The following is a 23,984-nucleotide window of genomic DNA, read 5'->3' on the forward strand; positions in this document are numbered from 1 at the left end:
CACGTCACCTCTCTATCGTGTGACGAGCCAGTGACGAACCTGTTGGTCGTATGTCCGCCGTCCGGGTCAAGAGATCCGGAAGAAGGAACGAGACATACGGAGGTTCCCTATGGAGCTCACATTCGCGGACCTGGAGGTCCAGAACGTTGAGCTGCTGCCGAACCGTGAGGCTCTCGGCGGCTGGGGCGGCTGGGGCGGATTCAGGTTCACCGACATCGACACCGTGGTCGCGTCGAACCGGGCGACCGCCCTGTTCGGTTCGGTGGCCACCGCCGTCCAGATCATCACCGTCCGCTAACAAAAGCCATCACGGCAGTGCCCGTGGTCATCCGTGGGCGGCGGCCGTCGCCCACGGATGACCACCACCCAATGACATGGAAAGGATCCCGAAGTCATGGTCGAAGACATGACGGTGCTCGAGCGGGAGCACGTGGAGTTTCTGCCGTCCCGCGAGGCGCTCGGCGGGCTGGTCAACGTCAACATTGTGGTGCCGGTCAACCTCGCCATCGCGGTGCTCGGTTCCGCCGCGCTGGCCTGCCAGAACGCCGTGGGAATCATTCGCTGAAAAGCGGAGTCTCGTGGGGACGGCCGTTTCGTCCCCACGAGACTCCCTGCTGTTCCGGCCGTCATCGAACGAGGAGATCGCCATGACCAGCGGCATCCGACCGAAGCGCGACGAGGAAACCGTTATCGCCGGTTCCTGCGATTCGGAAAACCCCCGCCGGGTGGACGGCCTGCAGCTGCTGGGCGAATACCGGGGGGCGGCCTACGAGGAGCCGCGCTTCCTCGTCTACCGCCCTGACGGGCAGGCCGTGCTGCTCACCCCGCTGCTGTACCGGGTTCTCACCCACCTGGACGGCCGGCACAGCCTCGCGTCGGTCGCCGAGCGGGTCAGCGCGGACCACGACCGGGCGATCGGCCCGGACGGGGTCCGCTACCTCGTCGAGCAGAAGCTGGAACCGCTCGGCCTGGCCGTACTCGGCGCGCCGGTCGAGCAGGTGCCGACCGCCGACCCGTTGCTGTCGCTGTCCGCCCGCGGAGTCCTGTTCCCGGCCCGGATGGTCCGAACCATCGCCCGGCTGTTCGCACCGCTGCACCTGCCGGCCGTGGTCGCCGCCACGCTGGGGACGTTGCTCGCCCTGGACCTGTGGATGTTCACCTCCGGCCAGGCGGACGCCGCGATCCGGACAACCGTCGGCGATCCGGCGGCCATGCTGGTCGGCGTCGGTCTGCTGCTGGTGTCCACCCTGTTCCACGAGTGCGGGCACGCGGCCGGCTGCCACTACGGCGGCGCCCGACCCGGCGCCATCGGCGTCGGGCTCTACGTGGTGTTCCCGGTGTTCTACACCAACGTCACCGACGCGTACCGGCTGAACCGCGCCGGCCGGCTGCGCACCGACCTCGGTGGGATCTACTTCAACGCCGTCTTCATCGTGGTGCTCGGCTGCGCCTACCTGACCAGCGGCTACGCGCCGCTGCTCGCCGCGGCCGTGCTCGTGCACGGCCAGATCATCCAGCAGCTCATGCCGACGCTGCGCATGGACGGCTACTACATCGTCGCCGACCTGGTCGGCGTGCCGAACCTGTTCGGCCTCATCGGTCCCATCGTGGCCGGCCTGGCCCGGCGAGGCCGCCGAGGCGGGCGGCACGCGTGGCGCGCGGAGATCAACCTTCGACCGTTCGCGCGGCGGGTGGTCATCGCCTGGGTGCTGCTGGTGATCCCGTTTCTCGCCGGCGGTCTCGCCGTCATGCTCCTCCGCGCCCCCACCTACATCGGCATCGCCTGGCGGTCCACCGCCGAGCGGTGGACCGCCGTCGAGCAGGCGTTCACCCATGGCCAGGTCGCCACGATTTTGATCGACACGTTCGCCACGCTCATGCTGTGGCTGCCGTGGGTGGGCCTCGGCTTCCTGCTGGCCCGGGTGCTGCAGCGAGCGGTGCGGGCGGGCATCCGCGCCGTCAACCGTCGCCGCTGACGTCCCGGTCATCCGCGACGCGGCCGCGTCGCACGTTCCCGGCCAGCCGTCTCCGAGGCCGAGGCCGCCGGTCGGGTGGCCACCGGACCGGCGAAATCGCCATGGGTGGCGCTCGATCCATCAACAGCCCCGCGACCTGCCGCGTTCCGGTCGCTACGCACCCGAACGGTGACGCCGCGACCAGCCGAAAGGGAGCCGAACGTACGCGCCCCGTGACGCGCCTGTCACGAGGGCACTGATGTATTTCCGCGGTCCGGATCACCGGGCACCCCGCAACAAACGGAAACAACGGGAGGTTCCCATGGATCGCACGTTCTCCGTGCTGGAGGCGCAGGAGATTGAGCTGCTCCCGCACCGGGTGGCGCTGGCGACGATCAGCGGCAGCGGCAGCAGCAACACCGTCACCCAGGACGTCAGCCCGACCATCAGCCCGATGCAGAGCATCACCACCGGCGGTAGCGACACCGGCGCCAGCGCCGAGCACGTCACCGCCGTGCAGATGGTCACCCTCAACGTCCACCTCTGATCCGGCCGTCGGCCGGAGAAAGGAGTCGTGTGATGGTCGACCACCTGACGGCGCTCGCGAACGAGCACGGCGAAGCACTTCCTGCCCGGGAAGCCCCAGGCATCTCCATCCCGGTCAACGTGCACGTGGACACGATCCTCGCCTTGCCGATCCAGTTCGTGCTTGCCCTGCTGGACGGCGTCGTCAACGCCGTCCAAGGCACGACTATGCACATGTGATCAACCGGGGTCTCGTGGGGAGGCGGCGCTCTCTCCCCACGAGACCCCGCTCCCCTGTACGCCCCCTTTTCGCAAGGAGATCCCCCATGGCAGCCGGCGTCCCGTCACCGAAGCACGCGGCAATCCCCCTCGATCGTTCCGGCAGCGACGTACCCCGGCTTGTCGACGGGGTGCAACTCCTCGGCGAGTACCAGGGCTCCGCCTACCGGGAGCCACGCTTCCTCGCGTACCGACCCGACGAACAGGCCGTGCTGCTCACCCCGCTGCTGTACGACCTGCTCTCCCGGATCGACGGTCGGCGCGACCTCACCGAAATCGCCGAGCTGGTCAGCGCCCGGCACGGCGAGCCGGTCACCGCCGACGGCGTGCGCTATCTCATCGAGGAGAAGCTGGAACCGCTCGGGCTGGCCGCGCTGCACGCGACGATCGACAAGGTGCCGGTCGCCGATCCGCTGCTGTCCCTGGCCGCCCGGGGCGTGCTGCTGCCGGCGCGGCTCGTCCGGGTGATCGCGCGGATCTTCGCCCCGCTGCACCTCCCACCGATCGTGATCGCCGTGCTCGCGGCGCTGCTGACCCTGGACTGCTGGATGTTCACCTCGGGGCATGCCGACGGCGCGATCCGGCAGACCGTGGCCGACCCGGGGTACATGCTGCTGACCATCGGGCTCATGCTGGTCGGAACTCTCTTCCACGAGTGGGGGCACGCCTCGGGTTGCCACTACGGCGGTGCGCGGCCCGGCGCCATCGGCTTCGGGATCTACGTCGTGTATCCGTGCTTCTACACCAACGTCACGGACGCGTACCGGCTGAACCGCGCCGGCCGGCTGCGCACCGACCTCGGCGGGATCTACTTCAACGCCGTCTTCATCGTCGGCCTCGGCTGCGGCTACCTCGCCAGCGGCTACGCGCCGCTGCTCGCGGGGGCCATCCTCGTGCACGGCCAGATCATCCAGCAGCTCATGCCCACGCTGCGCATGGACGGCTACTACATCGTCGCCGACCTGGTCGGCGTGCCGAACCTGTTCGCCCTCATCGGCCCCATCGTGCAGGGTCTCCTGCCGCGCGGCCGGCGGACCCATCCCCGGCCCCAGGTCAACCTCCGGCCGTTCGCGCGGCGGGTGGTCACCGCCTGGGTGCTGCTGGTGATCCCCTTCCTCGCCGGCGGCCTCACCCTCATGGTGCTGCGCGCGCCCACCTACATCGGCATCGCCTGGCAGGCCACCGCCACGCGATGGGCCGTCATCGAGCAGGCGTTCACCCACGGCCACATCGCCACCGTCCTGCTCTACACCTTCGCCACGACCATGCTGTGGCTGCCCTGGATCGGCCTCGGCCTCCTCCTCGCCCGCATCCTCAAGCGGGCCACCAGGGCCGTCACCCGGCGTCGCGGTCAGGTCACCGAGCCGGCGACCGCCTGACGGCCGCCCGCGCCAGCTCCCCGCCCCACCGGTGCGCCGTGATCATCTGGACGCGACCGTAAGGAGCGCACCGTGCCCACCTCCAGCACGCCCCGGCCCTTCCCGACGCGTATCCGCCGGCGTGGCAGCGCCGGACCGTCCCGTCCCCGGTGGATGTACCGGGCCGCCGCGATCCTCGCCATTCCCGCCGCCGTCCTGGTCGGTTTCGCCCCGCCCGCCCTGGCCGACGAGCCCAGCAACATCGTGGTGGCGGTCAACGCCACCGTCGCCGGGCAGTCGATGAGCCGGTTCGGCTGGGACATCGAGTCCGTCACCGGGGCGGAGGCCGTGGCACGCAACGCCGCCGTCGCGATCTCCGTCGGCCGCGGCGCCAGGACCATCGCGATGGCCTGGCAGATCCTGCTGGCCAGCGACATCCGCGACCGGGTGGCTCCGGAAGAGGTTGCCCGGACCGACAGCCGCAACTGCGTGTCCTGCGACACGACCGCGATCGCCTACCAGTTCACCGTGGCCAGCAACGGCCCGGTCCAGCTCGCCCCGCGCAGCCGTGCCCGGCTGGCCCAGCTGCGGGACCGGGCGGCCGCGCTGAGCAGGTCGACCGAGCCGACCCCGGTGATCATCGCGCGGGCCGACGCGATCGCCCGGGAGCTGAGCGACGTGCTGTCGCCGGGCGTCGAGTGGCCACGCAGCGCCGCCCGGAGCGGCGGGTCGGCGCCGGGCGTGGTGGTGCGCCGGGTGGTGGACCACCGCTGACAGCCTGTTCGGGAACCGGAGGACCTGTCTTGACGAGCCTCGGAACGCGCCCGAGGCGAAGCCCCCACGAGGTGCCCTCCACCGCCGACCCCGGCGACGCGATCGCGGCGCGCGTTCGCAGAACAGGCACTGAGCCTGCCGGGAACGCCGGCGTGCCCATCGAAGGGCACGCCGGCGATTCCGGCGACCGAACCGGCACCGGTTATCTACCCGGCTCACGCAGCTATGTGCGGATTGACGGCAGCGTGATGGCTCAGTTGGAAGTCTTCGGTCCGACCAGGCGCAAGCCATGAGGACGGGGAAAGGAAAGATCATGAATCTGAAGCGTACGGTGAAGCGGACCGGCCTTGTCGTGTTGGCGGCCACCGCGCTGCCGGTGCTGGGTGCGACGGTCGCCGAGGCGTCGCCAGCGGTTCCGAACCTGGTTCCTGCCGTGACACTGCCGACCGCCCCGGCACCCGCGTTCTCGGTTAAGCTTCCCGCGGCGCCCGCGCTGGGCGTTCCCGCTCTTTCTCTGAAGTTTCGCGCACCGGCCGCCTCGCCGGCCGCGGGCGCACCGGCGTGTTTCGCCGGCTTCTGCCTCGGCTGACCATCCGGAATGGTCGGCGTCCCTGAGCGCCGACGTTTCGTGCGCACCGAATGAGTAGTTCTTCTGTGCGCGGGGATACGCCAGCCCCGCTGGTAACGATGCCCTGAAGCAGTGGCGCGGCCCCTACCGGTCAGCATCACGGAACCGACGTGGCGAACCGCGTCCGACACATGTGCCGCCTTCTTCGCCCGGGAAGTGCTTCCCTTTTTCCTGCCGCCGGCGGGCCTCTGCCGGGTCCCTTTGCGGCTGGAGGGAAGCACTTCCCTTTTTTTCGGTGCGGCCGCTCGGCATGGTATGACGTCGGTATGGCGCCCGACCGAACGGCTGCGGAGTCCGGCGCAGCGGCTCAGCGTTCCGGCCGGTCCACGCCAGCCGCGCGTGCCGCCTCGTGGAAGGCGCGGTAGGCGGGCTCGTCGTAGAGCACGAACCGGATCTCCCGCACCTCGGTCGGGCAGTCCCGCACGGTGGTCACCGCGATTCGCGCGGCATCGGCCATCGGCCACCGGTAGACGCCGGTGGAAATCGCCGGGAAGGCCACGGTCTTGGCGCCCAGTTCGTCCGCCACCCGCAGGGACTCACGGAAGCAGGAGGCCAGTTGGTGTGACCGGTCCCGCGTCTTCGCGTACACCGGGCCGACGGTGTGGATGACCCAGCGTGCCGGCAGGTCACCGGCGGTGGTGGCCACCGCCTGGCCGGTGGGCAGTCCGGAGCCGTAGCGGGAGGCGCGCAGCTCACGGCATTCCCGCAGGATCGCGGGGCCGCCGCGGTGGTGGATGGCACCGTCCACGCCACCGCCGCCCATCAGCGAGGAGTTCGCCGCGTTCACCACGGCGTCCACGTGTTGCGCCGTGATGTCTCCCTGCACAATGGTGATCATCGCGCTCCCCTCGACGCTCGGCGCGACCTCGCGGGCGCGGCGCCATCCGAATACCGGAAAAGATCCAAGCCCATCCGCGTCGCCGTCAACACCACCCCCGATCGGGTACTCCGAGCTCCTTCCGCCGAATCGTCGTGGCGCGGTCGGGGCAATATCAGACCACCCGGCTGATACCACTTCAGGAAACCCTACACGGTGATTCGATCTTCGCGCCCGCGACCTGCTCTGTACGGCGACGGTGACGATATGCCTCTTCCGGGGCGCCCCAATCGTGCGCCTGGCACCGATCGAGTGGTCCACAGTGACGTACAGCTAAGGAGACGAACGGGTGACGCGAGACCTGGTCGGATAGCGCACGTTCGAGCAAAACGCTCGAACGAAACCAGATTCCCAACAGTTCCGAATCATGGAGGTTCGTACCATGGACGTCACTTTCGCTGACCTGCACGCCATGGAGATCGAGCTGCTGCCGAGCCGTGAGGCCCTGGTGGGCTTTATCAACATCCCGATCGGTGTTCAGGTGAACGTTTCGCCGGCCATCGCGGTTGGCGTGCTGGCCGCCGGGACGACCGCGGCTACCAACAACGTTCAGGCTCTGGTGCAGAACTGACGTAATCGCCAAGGGAACTCCCGTATCCTCGCCTGCGGACGGCGCCTCGCCGTCCGCAGGCGGGTGGCCGCGAGCAGGCGAAGCACCCTCATTGTTTTCGACGTCCGCTGCCCAGCGAGTAACGACAAGACATCCAGCGGCACGACAGGCCGGTGCATGGGAACCCGCGCAAGTCGCGGCGCGAAAAGAATCCGGACCGTGCCTCGTCGAGGAGAGAATCATGGCGCTTGACGTTCCGTCCGTGAACATCGCCGATCGGCTCGCCGCCCCGGAACGATCCGAACGGGAGCGACCCCGCCTGGCCGAGGGCGTCGAATTGCTGGGCGAATACCAGGGCTCCGGCTACCAGGATGCCCGGTACCTCGTCAGCCGGTCGGACCAGCAGACCCTGCTTCTCCCCGCGATCCCCTACCTGGTGCTCCGGCATGTCGACGGGCACCGTGACCTGCGCCAGGTGGCCGAGTTGGTCAGCGCCGAGTCCGGAATGCGGCTCGGCGCGGACGGGGTGCGGTTCCTGGTCGAGGAGAAGCTGGCACCGCTTGGCCTGGCCATGCTCGGCGACACCGCCAGCGCACCACCGAAGGCGAACCCGCTGCTGGCACTGCACGTGCGGCACTGGGTCATCCCGGCGAAGGTCGTCCGGGTGATCGGTCGCACGCTCGCGCCGCTGCACATGCCCGCCGTGGTCGTGGCCTTCCTCGCCGCACTGGTCACCCTGGACTGCTGGATGTTCACCTCCGGGCACGCCGACGCCGCGATCCGGCAGACCCTGGTCGACCCCGCCTTCCTGCTGGCGATGACCGGTCTCGCGCTCGCCTCGGTGTTCTTCCACGAGTTCGGGCATGCCTCCGCCTGCCACTACGGCGGCGCGCGTCCCGGTGCCATCGGAGCGGGGTTGTACCTGTTCTTCCCGTGCTTCTACACCAACGTCACCGACGCCTACCGGCTGAACCGGGCCGGCCGGCTCCGCACCGACCTCGGCGGGGTCTACTTCAACGCGGTGTTTATCGTCGTCCTCGGCGTCGCCTACCTCGCCACCGGATACCCGCCGCTGCTGGTCGCGGCTGTGCTCGGGCACGCCGAAATCATCCAGCAGCTGCCCCCGCTGGTGCGGATGGACGGCTACTACATCCTGGCCGACCTGGTCGGCGTGCCGAACCTGTTCGGCCACGTGCGACCCATCCTGCGCAGCATCCTGCCGGGGCGACGCCGGCCGCGCTCCGGGCGCCACGCGATCGACCTGCGTCCCGGCGCCCGCCGGGTCGTGACGGCCTGGGTGCTGGTGGTGGTTCCGCTGCTGTTCGGCGGACTCGTCCTGATGGTGGTGCAACTGCCCAGCTACGCGGCGACCGCGTGGAACGGCGCCCTGCGGTACGCCGACATGGCGGCGCAGGCGTTCCTGCACCGGGAGATCGCCGAGACCGTGCTCGCCGTGTTCTCGCTGGCCCTGCTGGTCGTGCCCTGGGTGGGCATGGGGGCACTGCTCGTCCAGTCCCTCTGGCGGGCCATCCCCGCACTGGCGCGGCGCACCCGGCGCCGCCGGAGCGCGCCCGGTCGTTCCGGCGTGGTGGGGTCGCAGGCCGGTGTGCCCGCCGAACCGGCCCGGGCCGGTGTCCCGGCCGAGCGGTCGCGCCACGCGCGGTCGCCGGGCTGACCACCGGTGCGATGTGCGCGGCCGGCTGCGATACGCCCCGGTTCAGCCGGACGGCAGGACCACCATCGCGGAGCCGCCGCCGCGGCGGGTGGGTTCGGCGGCCGCCTCGATCCGTCCGCCGCCGTTGAACTCCAGGCCGGCGGCGGCGCCGATCTCCGGGGACGGGGTGAACGTCGACGGGGCGAGCACGAACCGCTGGCCGAGTCGCTCCAGCGCGGGCCGCTCCGGCGAGTTGAGGAACGCCGGCTCGGCCTCGGTGACCGCGCTGTTGCGTTGCGAGGCGCGCGGCGCGGCGATCGCGTCCGGCAGGCTCATGCCCAGGTCGAGCCGGTTGACCAGGGTCTGCACCACGGTGGTGATGATGGTCGCGCCGCCAGGCGAGCCGACGGCCAGGAACGGCCGGCCGTCGCGGAGGACGATGGTCGGCGAGATGCTGCTGCGCGGCCGCTTGCCGCCGGCCGGCAGGTTCGGGTCCGGCGCGCCCGATGCGGGCGGGGCGAAGTCGAAGTCGGTCAGCTCGTTGTTGAGCAGGAAGCCGCGGTGCGGGACGGTGATCGCGGATCCGCCGGTCTGCTCGATGGTGAGCGTGTACGACGCGACATTGCCCCAGCGATCGGTGGCGACCAGGTGGGTGGTGGAGGTGCCCTCGTGGGGCTGCGGGGCGCCCTGCCCGGCGGCGCAGCCGGGGTCGGGGTGGTTCGGGTCGCCCGGGGCGACCGGGCTGGTCAGCGTGGCGGTGGGGCTGATCAGGCAGGCGCGGTCCTTGCCGAACTCGGGCGCGAGCAACCCGGCGGTGGGCACGTCGGCGTAGGCCGGGTCGCCCACCCAGCGGTTGCGGTCGGCGAAGGCGATCCGAGTGGCCTCCAGGTAGTGGTGCAGCGCCTGGACCCGGTCGCCCGCGGACAGGTGGAAGTTGTCCAGGATGTTCAGCGCCTCGCCCACCGTAGTGCCGCCGGAGGACGACGGCGCCATGCCGTAGACGTCCAGGCCGTGGTAGGTGCTGCGGGTGGGCTGCCGGTCGATGGTCGTGTAACGGGCCAGGTCGGCGGGCTGCATCAGGCCGGGGCGGAACACCCGGTCGGAGTTCGGCGCGACCGGGGGGTGCTGCACGGTCCGCGCGATGTCCCGGCCCAGGTCACCGTGGTAGAGGGCGTCCACGCCGTCATGGGCGAGCTGCCGGTAGGTGGCGGCGAGGTCCGGGTTGCGGAACCGGGAGCCGACCACCGGCAGTCGCCCGCCGGGCAGGAACAGTTCGGCGGTGGACGTGACGTCCCGGAACCGCTTCTCGTTCATCGCGGTCTGGGCGCGGAAGTTGTCGTTGACGACGAAGCCCTCTTCGGCGATCCGGGTTGCCGGGCGCAGCGCCTCCCCCAGCGGCAGCGTGCCCCAGCGGCGCAGCGCCTCCGCCCAGGTCGCCGGGGTGCCGGGCACACCGACGGACAGCCCGGAGTTGACCGCGTCGGCGAAGGCCAACGGCCTGCCGGTGGCCGGGTTGACGAAGGAGTCGGCGCGCATGGCCGCGGGCGCGGTCTCCCGGCCGTCGATGGTCTGCACCCGGCGGGTGCGCGCGTCGTAGTAGACGAAGTACCCGCCGCCACCGATGCCCGCCGAGTAGGGCTCCACCACGCCCAGCGCGGCGGCCGTGGCGACCGCCGCGTCGGCGGCGGTGCCGCCGCGGCGCAGCACGTCGATGCCGGCCTGGGTGGCGTACGGGTTCACGCTGGACACCGCTCCCCCGTAGCCGACCGCGACCGGGCTCTTCGCCGGCGGGTTCGGCGCGGCCGGCGCGGTCACCGCCGAGGAGGGCAGCAGCGCGACGGTGCACGCCGCGCACACCGAGGCGATCAGGGCCCTCCGCACACCCATCGAACCTCCACTCCGTGTCGTCGGACGCGCACTCCGCGCGGCCACCCCCGCCGAACCGGGCCGCACCTCGGCACTCCACCCGAGGCTGGTTCGAGGTTCCCGGCCGAGGTTACCGATCATTCGGTAGCCGCGCCCGGTGTCACCGCCTCGTCCTCGGACCACCGGCTCGACCAGCGCACCAGGGCGAGCGCGGCGACCAGCACGAAGATGATCGCCACGTTCGTGCCCACGTCCAGCAACTGGTGCTGGCTCTCCACCTCGCTGCCCGGTCCGAGGGCGACCTGCACGCCGATCGAGAGGATGTGCCGCAGCGCGGCGACGATCCCGATGATGAGGAACGGTTCGACGCTGAACCGGCCACGGGTGATGGCGATCAGCACGCTGGAGTAGATCTCCAGGATGATCACGCCGAGCAGTAGGCCCTCGAACAGGTCGGCCAGCCGCACCCACCACGGGCCCTGCGCCCGCACCACGTCGACCAGGGTGGTGGCCAGCACGCCGAGCGCCGCGACGAGGAACAGCACCGCCACCAGGTAGAGCGCCAGCCGCTCCAGTCCGGCGAGTACCCGCAGCGCCCGGCCGCCGCCCCGGCCGACCGGGCGCGGGACCGACTCCGGCGTGGACGTGCCCATCCCACCTCCCGGCGCGAACGTACCAACGTCCACATGCGACAGCGCGGCATGCCGCCGACCCGATCGGATGGATCCGGCCCCGTCCCGGAGGTCGGCGTGCGGTCCGCGCGGTGAAAACGCCTCGCATCCATTTCGCCAGCAAATCGTTGTGTCCCCCGGCACCGGGTTCATCATCGAGGCGAGGGCGCGGCAATCTCAGCGGGGCGACCGACGGTCCCGACCGAAACAATTCCTCGGCAGACCCGCCACCACGGTTACCAGGCACCATCGGGATCGCCCAGACCGACCGGTCGGTGAGGCGTACGGCATCCGCCGTTACCCCGACGGCCTGGCCGCATCCGCCGCGCGCCCGGCGCGGCCGGTGCCCGGGCACAAGCCGGTCACCTGTCGGCCGCTGACCGCCGCCCAACCCGTGACATGCCCGTGACGTGGCGGTACGGCCCGCGCCGGGGCTGGCGCGCGAGCAAGATCAGTCACTAGTCTGCCGGCAGCGTGGCGTCGCTCACACCGGGCATGTGGGCAGCAGGACGGAGGCTCGCCGATGAGGTGGCACCGGGCAGAGGTCCGAGAAGCCGGCCGAGCCGGTTCGGATGCGGCCCCGCGCCGGGCGGTTTCGCAATCCGGCCGGCGGGGATTCCAGAACCGATTCAGCCATCCTTGTTTCTACTGTGAACTTCCGGTACTTCTGACAGTCGAGCCGGACCATCCCGGCTACGGGGTCGTCGAATATGTGATCGGCGTCACGAGCGCCCGCAGGGGAGGCATACCCGAACTCCAAATACTGCACCGGTTCTGCCGGGAAGCGCTGGGGTCACAGACCAATCGCTGTCCGATGCGACACGGGCTCGCCGTCCGGCGGGCGCATCTCGGATGGGCGACCGAACAGTACGAGGCGGGGATGCGTCCACAGACCTACGACCGGCTGGGGCTGCGCACCAGGCGGCCACGAACTGCCGGGTTGTACCGAAGGTACCGGCAGATACTGAAGATGCGGTACGCGTCGGCGGCGTGCCGGTACTACACAGGCTCACCCGAATCCTGGCAGCCGAGCCGGCCGGAGGGTACGCCGTCACACCACGTGGAGGGCTCGTGCTAGTTCGTTTGGTCCTGGGTCTGCTGTTCACCGCCGCCGGGTTCGGCATCGCCGGCCGGCGGGCCTGGTGGCTGTTCCGGTTGATCCGCTCGGGTCAGCCGGCGAGCGGCAGGCTCGACGCGCTGGGCTCGCGGGTGGCCGCGCAGCTACGCGAGGTGTTCGGCCAGCGCCGGCTGCTGCGCTGGTCGGTGCCCGGCCTGGCGCACTTCTTCACCTTCTGGGGCTTCGTGATCCTGATGTTCACGGTCGTCGAGGCGTGGGGTGCGCTCTTCGACCGGGACTTCGCGTTCTGGTGGTTCGGGCACGCCCGCTGGCTGGGCTTCCTCGAGGACCTGTTGACCGTGGCGGTGCTGGTCTCGCTGGTCGCGTTCAGCATCATCCGGGTGCGCAACGCGCCGGAACGCCGGCAGCGGGACTCCCGGTTCTACGGCTCGCACACCGGGCCGGCGTGGCTGGTGTTGGCGCTGATCGCCAGCGTGATGATCACACTGCTGCTCTACCGGGGCGCGCAGTTCAACACCGGGCACTTCCCGTTCGGCCACAGCGCGTGGCCGTTCGCGTCCTGGCTGGTGGCGCACGCGCTGGCGCCGCTGGGCATGACCGCCAACTCGATGATCGAGACGGTGTTCGTGCTGGCCAACGTCGGCGTGATCATGGGCTTCCTGGTGTTCGTGGTGCACTCCAAGCACCTGCACATCTTCGTGGCGCCGCTGAACGTGGCGACCAAGCGGCTGCCGGACGGACTCGGACCGTTGCTGCCGATGGAGTCACACGGCAAGCCGATCGACTTCGAGGACCCGAGCGAGGACGACGTCTTCGGGCGCGGCAAGATCGAGGACTTCACCTGGAAGGGCTACCTCGACTTCGCCACCTGCACCGAGTGCGGCCGCTGCCAGAGCCAGTGCCCGGCGTGGAACACCGGCAAGCCGCTGTCGCCGAAGCTGGTGATCATGGACCTGCGGGACCACCTGTTCGCCAAGGCGCCGTACCTCATCGGCGGCCAGGAAGTCCCGGCGAACGGTTCGGCGGAGAACGTGCCGCACGGCGAGCGGCACGGGGTGCCGGAGTCCGGGTTCGGCCGGATCACCGGGTCCGGCCCGGAGCAGGCGACCCGCCCGCTGGTCGGCACCGCCGAGGAGGGTGGGGTGATCGACCCGGACGTGCTGTGGTCCTGCACCACCTGCGGCGCGTGCGTCGAGCAGTGCCCGGTGGACATCGAGCACGTGGACCACATCGTCGACATGCGCCGCTACCAGGTGATGATCGAGTCGGCGTTCCCCACCGAGCTGGGCACCCTGTTCCGCAACCTGGAGAACAAGGGCAACCCGTGGGGGCAGAACCAGTCCAACCGACTGGACTGGACCAAGGACCTGGACTTCGAGGTGCCCGTCTTCGAGGGCGAACTGCCCGAGGACGTGGAGTACCTGTACTGGGTCGGGTGCGCCGGCGCGTTCGACGACAACGCGAAGAAGACCGTGCAGGCCACGGCGGAGCTGCTGCACATCGCCGGGGTCAAGTACCTGGTGCTGGGCACCGAGGAGACCTGCACCGGCGACCCGGCCCGCCGCTCCGGTAACGAGTTCCTGTTCCAGATGATGGCCCAGCAGACCGCCGAGCTGCTGAACAGCGTCTTCGAGGGCCGGGAGCCGATGCGGCGGAAGATCGTCACCACCTGCCCGCACTGCATGAACACCCTCGGACGGGAGTACCCCCAGCTCGGCGGCGAGTACGAGGTGGTGCACCACACCCAGTTGCTGAACCGGCTGGTGCGCGAGGGCCGGCTGACCCCGGTGAAGCCGGCGGACGGCGGTGGGCCGTCGGTGACCTACCACGACCCGTGCTACCTGGGCCGGCACAACAAGGTCTACGAGCCGCCGCGGGAGCTGGTCGGCGCGGCCGGCGCCACCCTCACCGAGATGCCCCGGCATGCGGACCGCTCGCTGTGCTGCGGCGCCGGCGGCGCCCGGATGTGGATGGAGGAGCAGATCGGCAAGCGGATCAACCTGGAGCGGGTGGACGAGGCGATCGCCACCGAGGCGAGCACCGTCGCCACGGGTTGCCCGTTCTGCCGGGTGATGATCAGCGACGGGTTGGTGCAGCGGCAGAGCGAGCAGCAGGGTACGAACGTCACGGTCCGCGACGTGTCGCAGTTGCTGCTGGAGTCGGTGAAGCGGGGCGGTGCGGTGAACGGTTCGCGGAACGGCGCCGCGGCGTCGGCCGGTGAGTCCGTTCCCGAGCCGGAGCACCGGCCCGCCGGCTGACTCTCGGCTCGTCCCCCGTGTTCGGCGGGTGCGCCGGGATTCCGGGGCACCCGCCGAACACGTGTTCAGGACCGCACCGGGTGCGCGCCCAGGTGGGTCGCGATGAGCCGGAGCAGGTGGTCGACGTCCACCGGCTTGGTGACGTAGTCGGTGGCGCCCGCGGCGAGGCTCTTCTCCCGGTCGCCCTTCATCGCCTTCGCGGTCACCGCGATGATCGGGAGATCGGCGTGGTCGGGCATGGTGCGGATCTCCGCCGTGGTGGCGTGACCGTCCATTCCGGGCAGCATCACGTCCATCAGCACCAGGGCGATCTCCGGGTCCCGGCGCAGCGCCTCGATCCCCGCCGGTCCGCTCTCCGCGTGCACCACGGTCAGCCCGTGCCGCTCCAGCAGGATGGACACGGCGAACACGTTGCGCTGGTCGTCGTCGACGATGAGCACCTTCTCGCCGTCGAACCGCAGCTGCCGGGTCTCCGAGGACTCCGATGCGTCCGTCACCTCGACGAACGGGGTGTCGCCGGCCGCCTCCAGGGCCAGCGGTTCGGCGTCAGCGGAGGTGAGCCCCGCCATCTCCGGCTGCTGCAGCGGTAGGTAGAGGGTGAAGGTGCTGCCCACTCCCGGCTCGCTGCTGACGTGGAGTTCCCCACCGAGCACCCGGGTCAGCTCCCGGCTGATGGTGAGGCCCAGCCCGGTGCCGCCGTAGCGGCGGTTGGTGGTGCCGTCGGCCTGCTGGAACGCCTCGAAGATCACCGAGAGCTTGTCGGCGGGGATGCCGATGCCGGTGTCCCGCACGGCGAACGCGATCCAGCCGGCCGCGGCGGGCCCGGCGCCGTCGGCGAGACTGATCTCCATCCGGACGCCGCCCTCGCTGGTGAACTTGACCGCGTTGGAGAGCAGGTTGCGCAGGACCTGCTGGAGCCGGTGGCCGTCGGTCTCCAGGCTCGGCGGCACGTCCGGCGCGACGCACACCGCGAAGTCGAGTCCCTTCTCTGCGACCAGCGGCCGGCACAGCGTCTCGACGTAGCTGACCAGTTCCTCCAGCCGGACGCAGGTCGGCTGCAGCTCCATGTGCCCGGCCTCCACCTTGGCCAGGTCGAGGATGTCGTTGATGAGCTGCAGCAGGTCGCTACCGGCGGAGTAGATGGTTTTGGCGTACTCGATCTGCTTCGCGCTGAGGTTGCCCTCCAGGTTGTCGGCGAGCAGCTTGGCCAGGATGAGCGCGCTGTTCAGCGGGGTGCGCAGCTCGTGCGACATGTTCGCCATGAACTGCGACTTGTACATCGAGGCGGCGGAGAGCTGCCGGGCCCGCTCCTCCAGCTCCGCCCTGGCCTGCTCGATCTCCGTGTTCTTGATCTCGATGTCCCGGTTCTGCCTGGCCAGCAGCGCTGCCTTCTCGGCCAGCTCGGTGTTGGAGCGTTGCAGCTCGTCCTGCTGGGCCTGCAACTGCTCGGAGCGGGCGCGCAGCTCGTGCGCCAGCCGCTGGGACTCGGCGAGCAGCGCCTCGGTGCGGGCGTTCGCCATGATCGTGTTGAGGTTGACGCCGATGTTGCGTTTCAGTTGCTCCAGCAGGTCCAGGTGCACGCCGGTGAACCTGTTCATCGACGCCAGTTCGAGCACGCCGAGCGCCTCGCTCTCGAACAGCACCGGCAGCACGATCACGTTCACCGGCGCGGCCGAGCCCAGCCCGGAGGACACCGTGAGGTAGCCGGGCGGCGCGTCGGTGACCACGATCGTCTTCTTGTCCAGGGCGGCCTGGCCGACCAGGGACTCGCCGCGGCGGAACCGCACCGGCTCCTCGGTCGGGCGGCAGCCGTACCCGGCGACCCGTTCCAGCACCACCTCGCCGTCCGCCTCGGCCTGCGCCAGGAAGAACGCGCCCTGCTGGGCGGAGACCAGCGGCACCAGTTCGCTGAGGATCAGCGAGGCCACGGCGGCCAGATCGCGGTGGCCCTGCATGAGCGCGGAGATGCGCGCCAGGTTGGTCTTCAGCCAGTCCTGTTCCAGGTTGGAGCGGGTGGTCTCCTCCAGGTTGGCGATCATCTGGTTGATGTTGTTCTTCAGTTCCAGGATCTCGCCGCGGGCGTCCACGCCGATCTTCTGCGTCAGGTCGCCCCGGGCCACCGCGGTGGCCACCGCGGCGATCGCGCGGACCTGGGTGGTCAGGTTCCCGGCGAGCCGGTTGACGCTCTCGGTGAGCCGCTGCCAGGTGCCGGAGACGCCCTCCACCTCGGCCTGCCCGCCGAGCTTGCCCTCGGTGCCCACCTCGCGGGCCACGCGGGTGACCTCGGAGGCGAACGCGGAGAGCCGGTCGACGGTGGTGTTGATGGTGGTCTTCAGCTCCAGGATCTCGCCCCGGGCGTCCACGTCGATCTTCTTGGACAGGTCGCCCTGGGCGATCGCCGAGGCGACCAGCGCGATGTTGCGGACCTGACTGGTGAGGTTGCCGGCCATGGAGTTCACCGAGTCGGTCAGATCCCGCCAGGTACCGGCCACGTTGCCGACCCGGGCCTGGCCGCCGAGGATGCCCTCGGTGCCCACCTCGCGCGCCACTCGCGTCACCTCGTCGGCGAACGCGCGCAGCGTGTCCACCATGCTGTTGATGGACTGGGCGAGCGCGGCGACCTCGCCCTTGGCCTCGACGGTGATCTTCTTGGACAGGTCGCCACCGGCGACCGCGGTGGCCACCGTGGCGATGCTGCGCACCTGGCTGGTCAGGTTCTCCGCCATCACGTTGACGTTGACGGTGAGGTCCTTCCAGGTGCCGCCGATGCCGCGGACCTGGGCCTGGCCGCCCAGCCGGCCCTCGGTACCCACCTCGCGCGCGACGCGGGTGACCTCGTCGGCGAACGCCGAGAGCTGATCCACCATCGTGTTCAGCGTCGTCTTCAGCTCCAGGATCTCCCCGCGAGCATCGACGCTGATCTTCTGGCTCAGATCCCCCCGCGCCACCGCCGTGGCCACCGTCGCGATGCTGCGCACCTGGCTGGTCAGGTTGCCGGCCATGAAGTTGACCGAGTCGGTCAGATCCCGCCAGGTACCGGCCACGCCGGGCACCTTGGCCTGGCCGCCGAGGATGCCCTCGGTGCCCACCTCGCGCGCGACGCGGGTCACCTCGTCGGCGAACCCTGAGAGCTGATCCACCATCGTGTTCAGCGTCGTCTTCAGCTCCAGGATCTCCCCGCGAGCATCGACCTTGATCTTCTGGCTCAGATCCCCCCGCGCCACCGCCGTGGCCACCGTCGCGATGCTGCGCACCTGGTTGGTGAGGTTATTCGCCATGAAGTTGACGGAGTCGGTCAGATCCCGCCACGTCCCCGCGACGCCCGGCACCTCGGCCTGACCACCCAACCGACCCTCGGTACCCACCTCGCGCGCCACCCGGGTCACCTCGTCGGCGAACCCCGACAGCTGATCCACCATCGTGTTCAGGGTGTTCTTCAACTCCAGGATCTCGCCCCGGGCGTCCACGTCGATCTTCTGCGTCAGGTCGCCCCGGGCGACCGCGGTGGCCACCGCGGCGATGCTGCGCACCTGGCTGGTCAGGTTGCCGGCCATCGAGTTCACCGAATCGGTCAGATCCCGCCACGTCCCCGCGACGCCCGGCACCTCGGCCTGACCACCCAACCGACCCTCGGTACCCACCTCGCGCGCCACCCGGGTCACCTCGTCGGCGAACACCGACAGCCGGTCCAGCAGCGAGTTGACCGTGGTGCTGAGGCCGGCGAACTTGCTGTCCGGCCGGACCCCGCTGGGCGGGCCGGGCATGCGCCGGGACAGGTCACCCTCGGCGACCGCAGCGAGCACCCGGCTCAGCTCGGTGGTGGGCCGGACCAGGTCCTCGATCAGCCCGTTCATCGCGGCCGCGGCGGTGGACCAGCCGTCCCCGGCACCGTCGAGTTCAACCCGCTCGTCAAGCTGCTCGTTGCGGCCGACCGCGGTGCGCACCCGGTCCATCTCGCTGACCAGCCGCTGGTTCCGGTCGGCCAGCTCGTTGAACACGGTGGCCAGCTCGGCGGACAGACCACCGCCGGCGACCACGAGCCGCCGGCGGAAGTTGCCGTCGCGCAGGTCGCGCATGCCGGCCAGCAATCGCCTCAGTACCTCCGCGTCGACGGCCGATTCGTCCCTCGGAGTTTCCGCTCGCGTGGTCAACGGGACTGCTCCTCCGATGAGTCACGGTGCAGTCGCAGCTCGGTCGCGAACACGGCGGCCTGGATACGGCTGCGCATGCTCAGCTTGCTGAGCAGGAAGGACACGTAGTTCTTCACCGTCTTCTCGGACAGGTGCAGCCGGGTGGCGATCTCCCGGTTGGTCATCCCCTCGGTGATCAGCTCGAGGATCTGCCGTTCCTGCTCGCTGAGCCTGCCCAGCGGGTCCGCCCGTTCCTGCTGCCGGCGCAGCCGGTTGAGCAGCAGCGACACCATGCCGCGGTCCAGCAGCGACTCGCCGGCGCCCACCGCGCGGATCGAGGCCACCAACTCGGAACCGACCACCTGCTTGAGCACGAAGCCGGAGGCGCCGGCCATGATCGCGTCGAACAGCGCCTCGTCGTCGTCGAACGAGGTCAGGATGAGGCAGCGCAGGTCGGGGATCTGGGAGCGCAGGTCACGGCACAGTTCCACGCCGTTGCCGTCGGGCAGCCGGACGTCGATCACGGCCACGTCCGCCTCCGCGGTCGGTACCTTGTCCAGCGCTTCCGCGACGGTGGACGCCCCGCCCACCACGCGCAGATCGGGTTCGGTGTCCACCAGGTCGGTGATACCCAGCCGAACCACCTCGTGGTCGTCGATCAGGAAGACCCTGGTCGCCATAGATATGCTCACCTTCGTCGGTGTGGCCAGCGGCTCGGAACTCACAATGCGCCGCCGAACGGCCGAAGCGTCGCGTTGCGGTCACCGAACATGGCAGGAAGTCCTCCGGCCTAGGGCCGAAGGTCCTTTGCCCTGGGTGTCGAGGTTCCTGTTTGCCCGCCGTTGGCTGGTGTTCAGCTACCGGTAACCGAGTGGTCGGCGGCGAGCAGGTCGGCGAGTTGCTGAGCGTTGGTCTGCGCGTAGTCCCGGTAGCAGTTGTTGAGCAGGGCGTGCGTGGTGGCCGCCCGGCCGGACAGCTCGCGCAGCTTCTCCGCCCATCCGGCCATTTCCTCCCCGGAGTACAGGTAGCCGAACCGCTCGTAGATGTTCTTGCTCTGCCATTTCTCCGAGTGCCCGTGGAAGCGCACCACGGCCGGCTCGCCGGTGGCCGCCAGGGTCGGCGGGATCGAACTCGGGTAGCCCTGCGGCATGTCCACGCACACGTAGGGCACCTCGTGGCGGGTGAGGAAGTCCAGGGTCTCCGACTCGTTGCCGTCGCGCATCCAGGTGTGGTTGCGGAACTCCACGCAGATCGGGATGGGCGCGCACCGGTCCCGGCAGTCCAGGATGTAGCGCTTGTTCGCGGCGCTGATCGGGAACCACTGCGGGAACTGGAACAGCACCGCGCCGAGCTTGCCCGCCTCGTGCAGCGGTCGCAGTGCGGCCACGAACCGCTCCCACACCGCGTCCACCACGGCGCGGTCGAGGTCGCGGAGGTAGACGTTCTTCCTGCCGCGCGCCGCCTCCTCGACGGCCGGGCGCAGGTCCCGGTACATGCTGGCCGGCCGGGTGGGGTGCTGGGTGAGCAGCGAGAACGCCTTGATGTTGAAGGTGAACTCGGCGGGGGTGCGGTCGCGCCAGGCGAGCACGGCCTGCTCGGCGGGCGGCGAGTAGTACGTCGAGTCCACCTCGACCAGCGGGAACCGCGACGCGTAGTAGGCCAGCCGCTGCTCGGCGGTGTTCACCTCGCGCGGGTACCAGCCCGAGGCCAGCAGCGTCCTGTCCGTCCACGACGCGGTGCCCACCAGAATCCGGCCCACGCCACCCACGGTAGGAGCGGGCCGGTGGCGCGGCGACCCGGCGGCACGGCCGGGTCGCCGCGCCGCGCTCAGCCCTTGGGTGCGGCGGCCAGCCCGGCCTCGTCCGGCACCCCGCCGGCCGGGCCGAACTGCCCTGCCCGGCCGCGCTGGAACAGCAGGTAGTACGCGCCGCCGAGGACGCCGAACGCGCCACAGAACACGAAGGCGCCACACTGGTAGTACCAGTGGTCGCCGCCGTACACGTCCGGCCGCGGCCACGCCAGGTTCACCAGCGCCACCACCTGGTAGGCCACCGCGAGCAGGTTGACCGGCAGCCCCCAGCGGCCCAGCGAGAAGTGCGGCCCGTGGTCCGGCCGCGGCCACCGCCCGGTCAGCCGGGCGAGCAGCAGCGGCCCGGTGACGCACAGGTAAGCGAGGTAGAACAGGATGATCGCGACCGAGGTGAGCACGAAGAACACCCGCTGGTTGCCGATGTTGACCAGCAGCAGGCCGATCCCGATCACGCCGATGATCACCGCGGGCACCACCGGGGTCTTGGACTTCTCCGACACCCTGGCCAGCGCCGGCCCGAAGGGCAGCCGGTTGTCCCGGCCCATGGCGAACATCATCCGGATGCCGCCGGTGTGGCAGGCCAGGCAGCACACCGTGATGGCGATCGCCGAGCAGGTCAGGAACGCGTCACCGAGCCCGTCGCCCAGGGTGGACTTGACGATGTAGGGCAGCCCGGACGTGGCGATCTCCTGGGCGTGCACGTTCGGCACGGCCATCAGCGCGAACAGCAGCACCAGGCCACCGGCCAACCCGGCGGCCAGCAGCGCGCGGATGATCGCCGGCGGCGCGTGCCGGCGCGGCTCGTGGGTCTCCTCGGCCAGCGACCCGGCGGTGTCGAAGCCGTACAGGACGTAGGCGCTCATCAGCCCGGCCACCAGGAACGCGCCCAGGTATCCGGCGGGGTGGGTGTCACCGGTGCCGAAGGTCTGCGTCACGATGCCGGGGCCGCGCACCGAGTGCACCGCGAGCAGCACGATCAGCAGGGTCACGCCGACCAGTTCGATGGCGACGCCGAAGTTGTTGATGTAGGCCATCAGCCGCACGCCGATCATGTTCACCACGGTGGTGAACACCAGCAGGCCGAGGGCGAGGATCACCGCGTTCTTCGCGCCGTCCGGGGTGCTGACCACGCCGACGTCGGAGGGGCCGCCGACGATCTGGAACTTCTCCGAGATCTGCGGAAGGATCACCTGGTAGGCCACGGCGACCGCGGCGATGGTGACCACCGAGCCGACCAGCATGATCCAGCCGGCCATCCAGGACGTGAACGGGCGGGCGATCTGCTTGGACCACTGGTACACGGAGCCGGCGAGCGGGAACTGCCCGGCGAGTTCGGCGAAGCACAGCGCCACCAGTAACTGGCCGACCAGCACGGTGGGCCAGGTCCAGAAGAACGCCGGACCGCCCGACGAGAAGCCGAAGAAGAAGAGCTGGAAGACGCCGGTCAGGATGGAGATGTAGCTGAACCCGGCGGCGAAGGAGGAGAACCTGCCGAGCGAGCGGTCGAGTTCCTGCCGGTAACCGAACCTCGCGAGCTCGCGGCTGTCGGTTGCCTGTTCCGCCATCGTTCCTCCTGGCGTGCAAGACGAGAACGTGCACCCGGCCGCCCCCGGTCGGCTCGTGACCGACGGCCGGGACGGGCGACCCCGGGGACTTGTTCGTCCTCTGTGGACAGTGGTCGCTGCGTGGGAGTTTTGGCCTGGTCGAGGTCGGGACTCCTCCTCCGGTAGCGAGTGGACGGTCGCGAGGGCCGTAACAGAGTCCCCGGCGGAAACGATGCAGTCAAGCTGCCCCCGGTTCCGCGGTGATTCACACCGCATTCACCGGCCCGATGTTCGTGGTTCTTCTCGCACTCCGGCTCCCCGAGGCGACCGCCGGCGCCGCGGATCAATGCGGCTGATCACTCCAGACGCGGACCGGCGGCCGGTCGGCGCGGGTTCGGCGATCAGGAGCGCCGAACTTGACACGGCGGTCCCGGCCCGGCCAGCGTGTTGCTTCCGAAACGAGAAAGTGGGCCGGGCAGGCGATGCCGGCGAGGTGACGAGGAGGCGACCGGGGCGTTGACGCGGCTGTTCATCGACGGATCCTGGTGCGAGGCGGCGACCGGCGCGAAGCGCTCGATCATCAACCCGTTCGACCAGAGCACGGTCGCGGAGGTCGCCGAGGGCGCGGAGGAGGACGTCGACCGGGCGGTGCGGGCCGCGCGGGCCGCGTTCACCGGCGGCCGGTGGTCACGCAGCACGCTCGCCGAGCGGGCCGCGCTGCTGAACCGGGTCGCTGACCTGCTGCAGCGGGACAAGGAGGAGATCGCCCGCACGGAGACCCTGGACACCGGCAAGACGCTGGTGGAGAGCCGGGTCGACGTGGACGACGTGACCGCGGTGTTCCGCTACTACGCCGGCACCATCGATGCGTTGCGGCCGAGGCGGGTGGACACCGGCCAGCCCGGCGTGGTCAGCCGGATCGACCACGAACCGGTCGGGGTGTGCGCGATGATCGCGCCCTGGAACTACCCGCTGCTGCAGATCTGCTGGAAGGTCGCGCCGGCGCTGGCCGCCGGCAACAGCCTGGTCGCCAAGCCCAGCGAGATCACCCCGCTGACCACGATCAAGCTGTTCGAGCTGCTGGCGGAGGCCGGCCTGCCGGCGGGCGTGGCCAACCTGGTGCTGGGCACCGGCAAGGCGGTGGGCGCGCCGCTGGTCGAGCACCCCGACGTCGACCTGGTGTCGTTCACCGGCAGCCTGGCCACCGGCCGGTGGATCGCCCGCACCGCCGGCGAGGCGGTCAAGAAGGTCGCCCTGGAACTGGGCGGGAAGAACCCGAACATCGTCTTCGCGGACGCGGACCTGGAGACCGCGATCGACTACGCGCTGATCGCGGCCTTCCTGCACGGCGGCCAGGTCTGCTCGGCGGGCACCCGGCTGATCGTCGAGGACCGGATCTACGACGACTTCGTCACCGAGATCGCCCGGCGCGCCGACGCGGTGCGGCTGGGCAACGGCCTCGACGAGGACACCGAGAGCGGCCCGCTGGTCTCCGCCGAGCACCTGGCCAAGGTGCAGCGGTACGCCGAGATCGGGCAGCGGGAGGGCGCCCGGCTGCTCGCCGGCGGGCACCGCCCGGACGAGAAGGAGTTGCGCGACGGGTTCTTCTTCCGCCCCACGGTGTTCGCCGACTGCACCCGGGAGATGACCGTGGTGCGGGACGAGACCTTCGGCCCGATCATCACCGCGGAGCGGTTCCGCTCCGAGGACGAGGCGGTGGAGCTGGGCAACGACACCGACTACGGGCTGGCCGGCGCGGTGTGGAGCGGCGAAGGGGACAAGGCCGAGCGGGTCGCCGCCCGGCTGCGCCACGGCACGGTGTGGATCAACGACTTCGGCCCCTACCTGCCGCAGGCGGAGTGGGGCGGGTTCAAGCGCTCCGGCATCGGCCGCGAGCTGGGGCCGACCGGGTTGCACGAGTACTGCGAGCCGCGGCACGTCTACCGGAACCTCGCCCCCAGGCCGCAGCACTGGTTCGCCCGCGACCTCACCGGTAGGTGACCGATGGCGCGTGACATCGCGGATGT

The 23,984-nt window shown here is 70.3% G+C and carries 19 protein-coding genes; 12 read left to right on the forward strand and 7 right to left on the reverse strand.

Annotated elements, in window-relative coordinates; all coding sequences use genetic code 11:
* Positions 1–109: 109 nt before the first annotated feature.
* The 8 genes from FFT21_RS01720 to FFT21_RS01750 all read left to right on the forward strand — a co-directional run bounded on the left by FFT21_RS01720 (position 110) and on the right by FFT21_RS01750 (position 5,480).
* Positions 110–298, forward strand: coding sequence for a hypothetical protein (locus FFT21_RS01720; protein WP_137811903.1), 189 nt, complete (start codon positions 110–112; stop codon positions 296–298).
* Positions 299–394: 96 nt separating this feature from the next.
* Positions 395–565: a hypothetical protein gene (locus FFT21_RS28715; RefSeq protein ID WP_153816526.1), complete on the forward strand. Its 171-nt coding sequence runs from the start codon at positions 395–397 to the stop codon at positions 563–565.
* 82 nt (positions 566–647) lie between these two features.
* Positions 648–1,976, forward strand: coding sequence for a hypothetical protein (locus tag FFT21_RS01725; protein WP_137811904.1), 1,329 nt, complete (start codon positions 648–650; stop codon positions 1,974–1,976).
* A gap of 301 nt (positions 1,977–2,277) precedes the next feature.
* Complete coding sequence (locus FFT21_RS01730) at positions 2,278–2,502, forward strand: hypothetical protein (protein WP_137811905.1); 225 nt, start codon at positions 2,278–2,280, stop codon at positions 2,500–2,502.
* Between the two features lie 32 nt (positions 2,503–2,534).
* On the forward strand, positions 2,535–2,720 hold the full coding sequence (locus FFT21_RS01735; protein ID WP_137811906.1) for a hypothetical protein: 186 nt from the start codon (positions 2,535–2,537) through the stop codon (positions 2,718–2,720).
* Between the two features lie 86 nt (positions 2,721–2,806).
* Complete coding sequence (locus FFT21_RS01740) at positions 2,807–4,138, forward strand: hypothetical protein (protein WP_137811907.1); 1,332 nt, start codon at positions 2,807–2,809, stop codon at positions 4,136–4,138.
* 72 nt (positions 4,139–4,210) lie between these two features.
* Positions 4,211–4,891: a hypothetical protein gene (locus FFT21_RS01745; protein WP_137811908.1), complete on the forward strand. Its 681-nt coding sequence runs from the start codon at positions 4,211–4,213 to the stop codon at positions 4,889–4,891.
* Between the two features lie 313 nt (positions 4,892–5,204).
* Positions 5,205–5,480, forward strand: coding sequence for a hypothetical protein (locus tag FFT21_RS01750; RefSeq protein WP_137811909.1), 276 nt, complete (start codon positions 5,205–5,207; stop codon positions 5,478–5,480).
* A gap of 346 nt (positions 5,481–5,826) precedes the next feature.
* Here FFT21_RS01750 and FFT21_RS01755 read toward each other — a convergent pair whose 3' ends face one another.
* Complete coding sequence (locus tag FFT21_RS01755; protein ID WP_137811910.1) at positions 5,827–6,357, reverse strand: O-acetyl-ADP-ribose deacetylase; 531 nt, start codon at positions 6,355–6,357, stop codon at positions 5,827–5,829.
* A gap of 421 nt (positions 6,358–6,778) precedes the next feature.
* Here FFT21_RS01755 and FFT21_RS01760 point away from each other — a divergent pair, with 421 nt between their 5' ends.
* Together FFT21_RS01760 and FFT21_RS01765 are read left to right on the forward strand one after the other, a co-directional pair.
* Positions 6,779–6,967 carry a hypothetical protein gene (locus tag FFT21_RS01760; RefSeq protein WP_137811911.1) on the forward strand — a complete coding sequence of 63 codons (189 nt, stop codon included), beginning with the start codon at positions 6,779–6,781 and terminating at the stop codon, positions 6,965–6,967.
* Positions 6,968–7,187: 220 nt separating this feature from the next.
* Entirely contained in the window at positions 7,188–8,621 is a 1,434-nt protein-coding gene (locus FFT21_RS01765; RefSeq protein ID WP_137811912.1) for a hypothetical protein, read from the forward strand.
* A gap of 42 nt (positions 8,622–8,663) precedes the next feature.
* Here FFT21_RS01765 and ggt read toward each other — a convergent pair whose 3' ends face one another.
* Together ggt and FFT21_RS01775 are read right to left on the reverse strand one after the other, a co-directional pair.
* Positions 8,664–10,487: a gamma-glutamyltransferase gene (gene ggt / locus FFT21_RS01770; RefSeq protein ID WP_137811913.1), complete on the reverse strand. Its 1,824-nt coding sequence runs from the start codon at positions 10,485–10,487 to the stop codon at positions 8,664–8,666.
* 116 nt (positions 10,488–10,603) lie between these two features.
* Positions 10,604–11,119, reverse strand: coding sequence for a phosphate-starvation-inducible PsiE family protein (locus tag FFT21_RS01775; protein WP_137811914.1), 516 nt, complete (start codon positions 11,117–11,119; stop codon positions 10,604–10,606).
* Positions 11,120–12,208: 1,089 nt separating this feature from the next.
* Here FFT21_RS01775 and FFT21_RS01780 point away from each other — a divergent pair.
* Entirely contained in the window at positions 12,209–14,473 is a 2,265-nt protein-coding gene (locus tag FFT21_RS01780; RefSeq protein WP_137811915.1) for a (Fe-S)-binding protein, read from the forward strand.
* Positions 14,474–14,538: 65 nt separating this feature from the next.
* Here the strand turns inward: FFT21_RS01780 and FFT21_RS01785 are convergent, their stop codons facing one another.
* From FFT21_RS01785 to FFT21_RS01800, 4 genes are all read right to left on the reverse strand, one after another.
* On the reverse strand, positions 14,539–18,624 hold the full coding sequence (locus FFT21_RS01785) for a HAMP domain-containing protein (protein WP_443093352.1): 4,086 nt from the start codon (positions 18,622–18,624) through the stop codon (positions 14,539–14,541).
* Entirely contained in the window at positions 18,621–19,283 is a 663-nt protein-coding gene (locus FFT21_RS01790) for a response regulator (RefSeq protein WP_137811916.1), read from the reverse strand. Before FFT21_RS01790 ends, FFT21_RS01785 begins: the two co-directional genes overlap by 4 nt.
* A 173-nt stretch (positions 19,284–19,456) precedes the next feature.
* Entirely contained in the window at positions 19,457–20,362 is a 906-nt protein-coding gene (locus tag FFT21_RS01795; RefSeq protein WP_137811917.1) for a DUF72 domain-containing protein, read from the reverse strand.
* A 68-nt stretch (positions 20,363–20,430) separates the two neighbouring features.
* On the reverse strand, positions 20,431–21,978 hold the full coding sequence (locus tag FFT21_RS01800; RefSeq protein WP_137811918.1) for an amino acid permease: 1,548 nt from the start codon (positions 21,976–21,978) through the stop codon (positions 20,431–20,433).
* 495 nt (positions 21,979–22,473) lie between these two features.
* Here FFT21_RS01800 and FFT21_RS01805 point away from each other — a divergent pair, with 495 nt between their 5' ends.
* The gene (locus FFT21_RS01805; RefSeq protein ID WP_137811919.1) at positions 22,474–23,958 is read left to right on the forward strand and encodes an aldehyde dehydrogenase family protein; all 1,485 of its coding nucleotides are present in this window, start codon (positions 22,474–22,476) and stop codon (positions 23,956–23,958) included.
* The last annotated feature ends 26 nt before the right edge of the window (positions 23,959–23,984 follow it).

This window comes from Gandjariella thermophila (genome assembly GCF_005405885.1).
Lineage (GTDB): Bacteria > Actinomycetota > Actinomycetes > Mycobacteriales > Pseudonocardiaceae > Gandjariella > Gandjariella thermophila.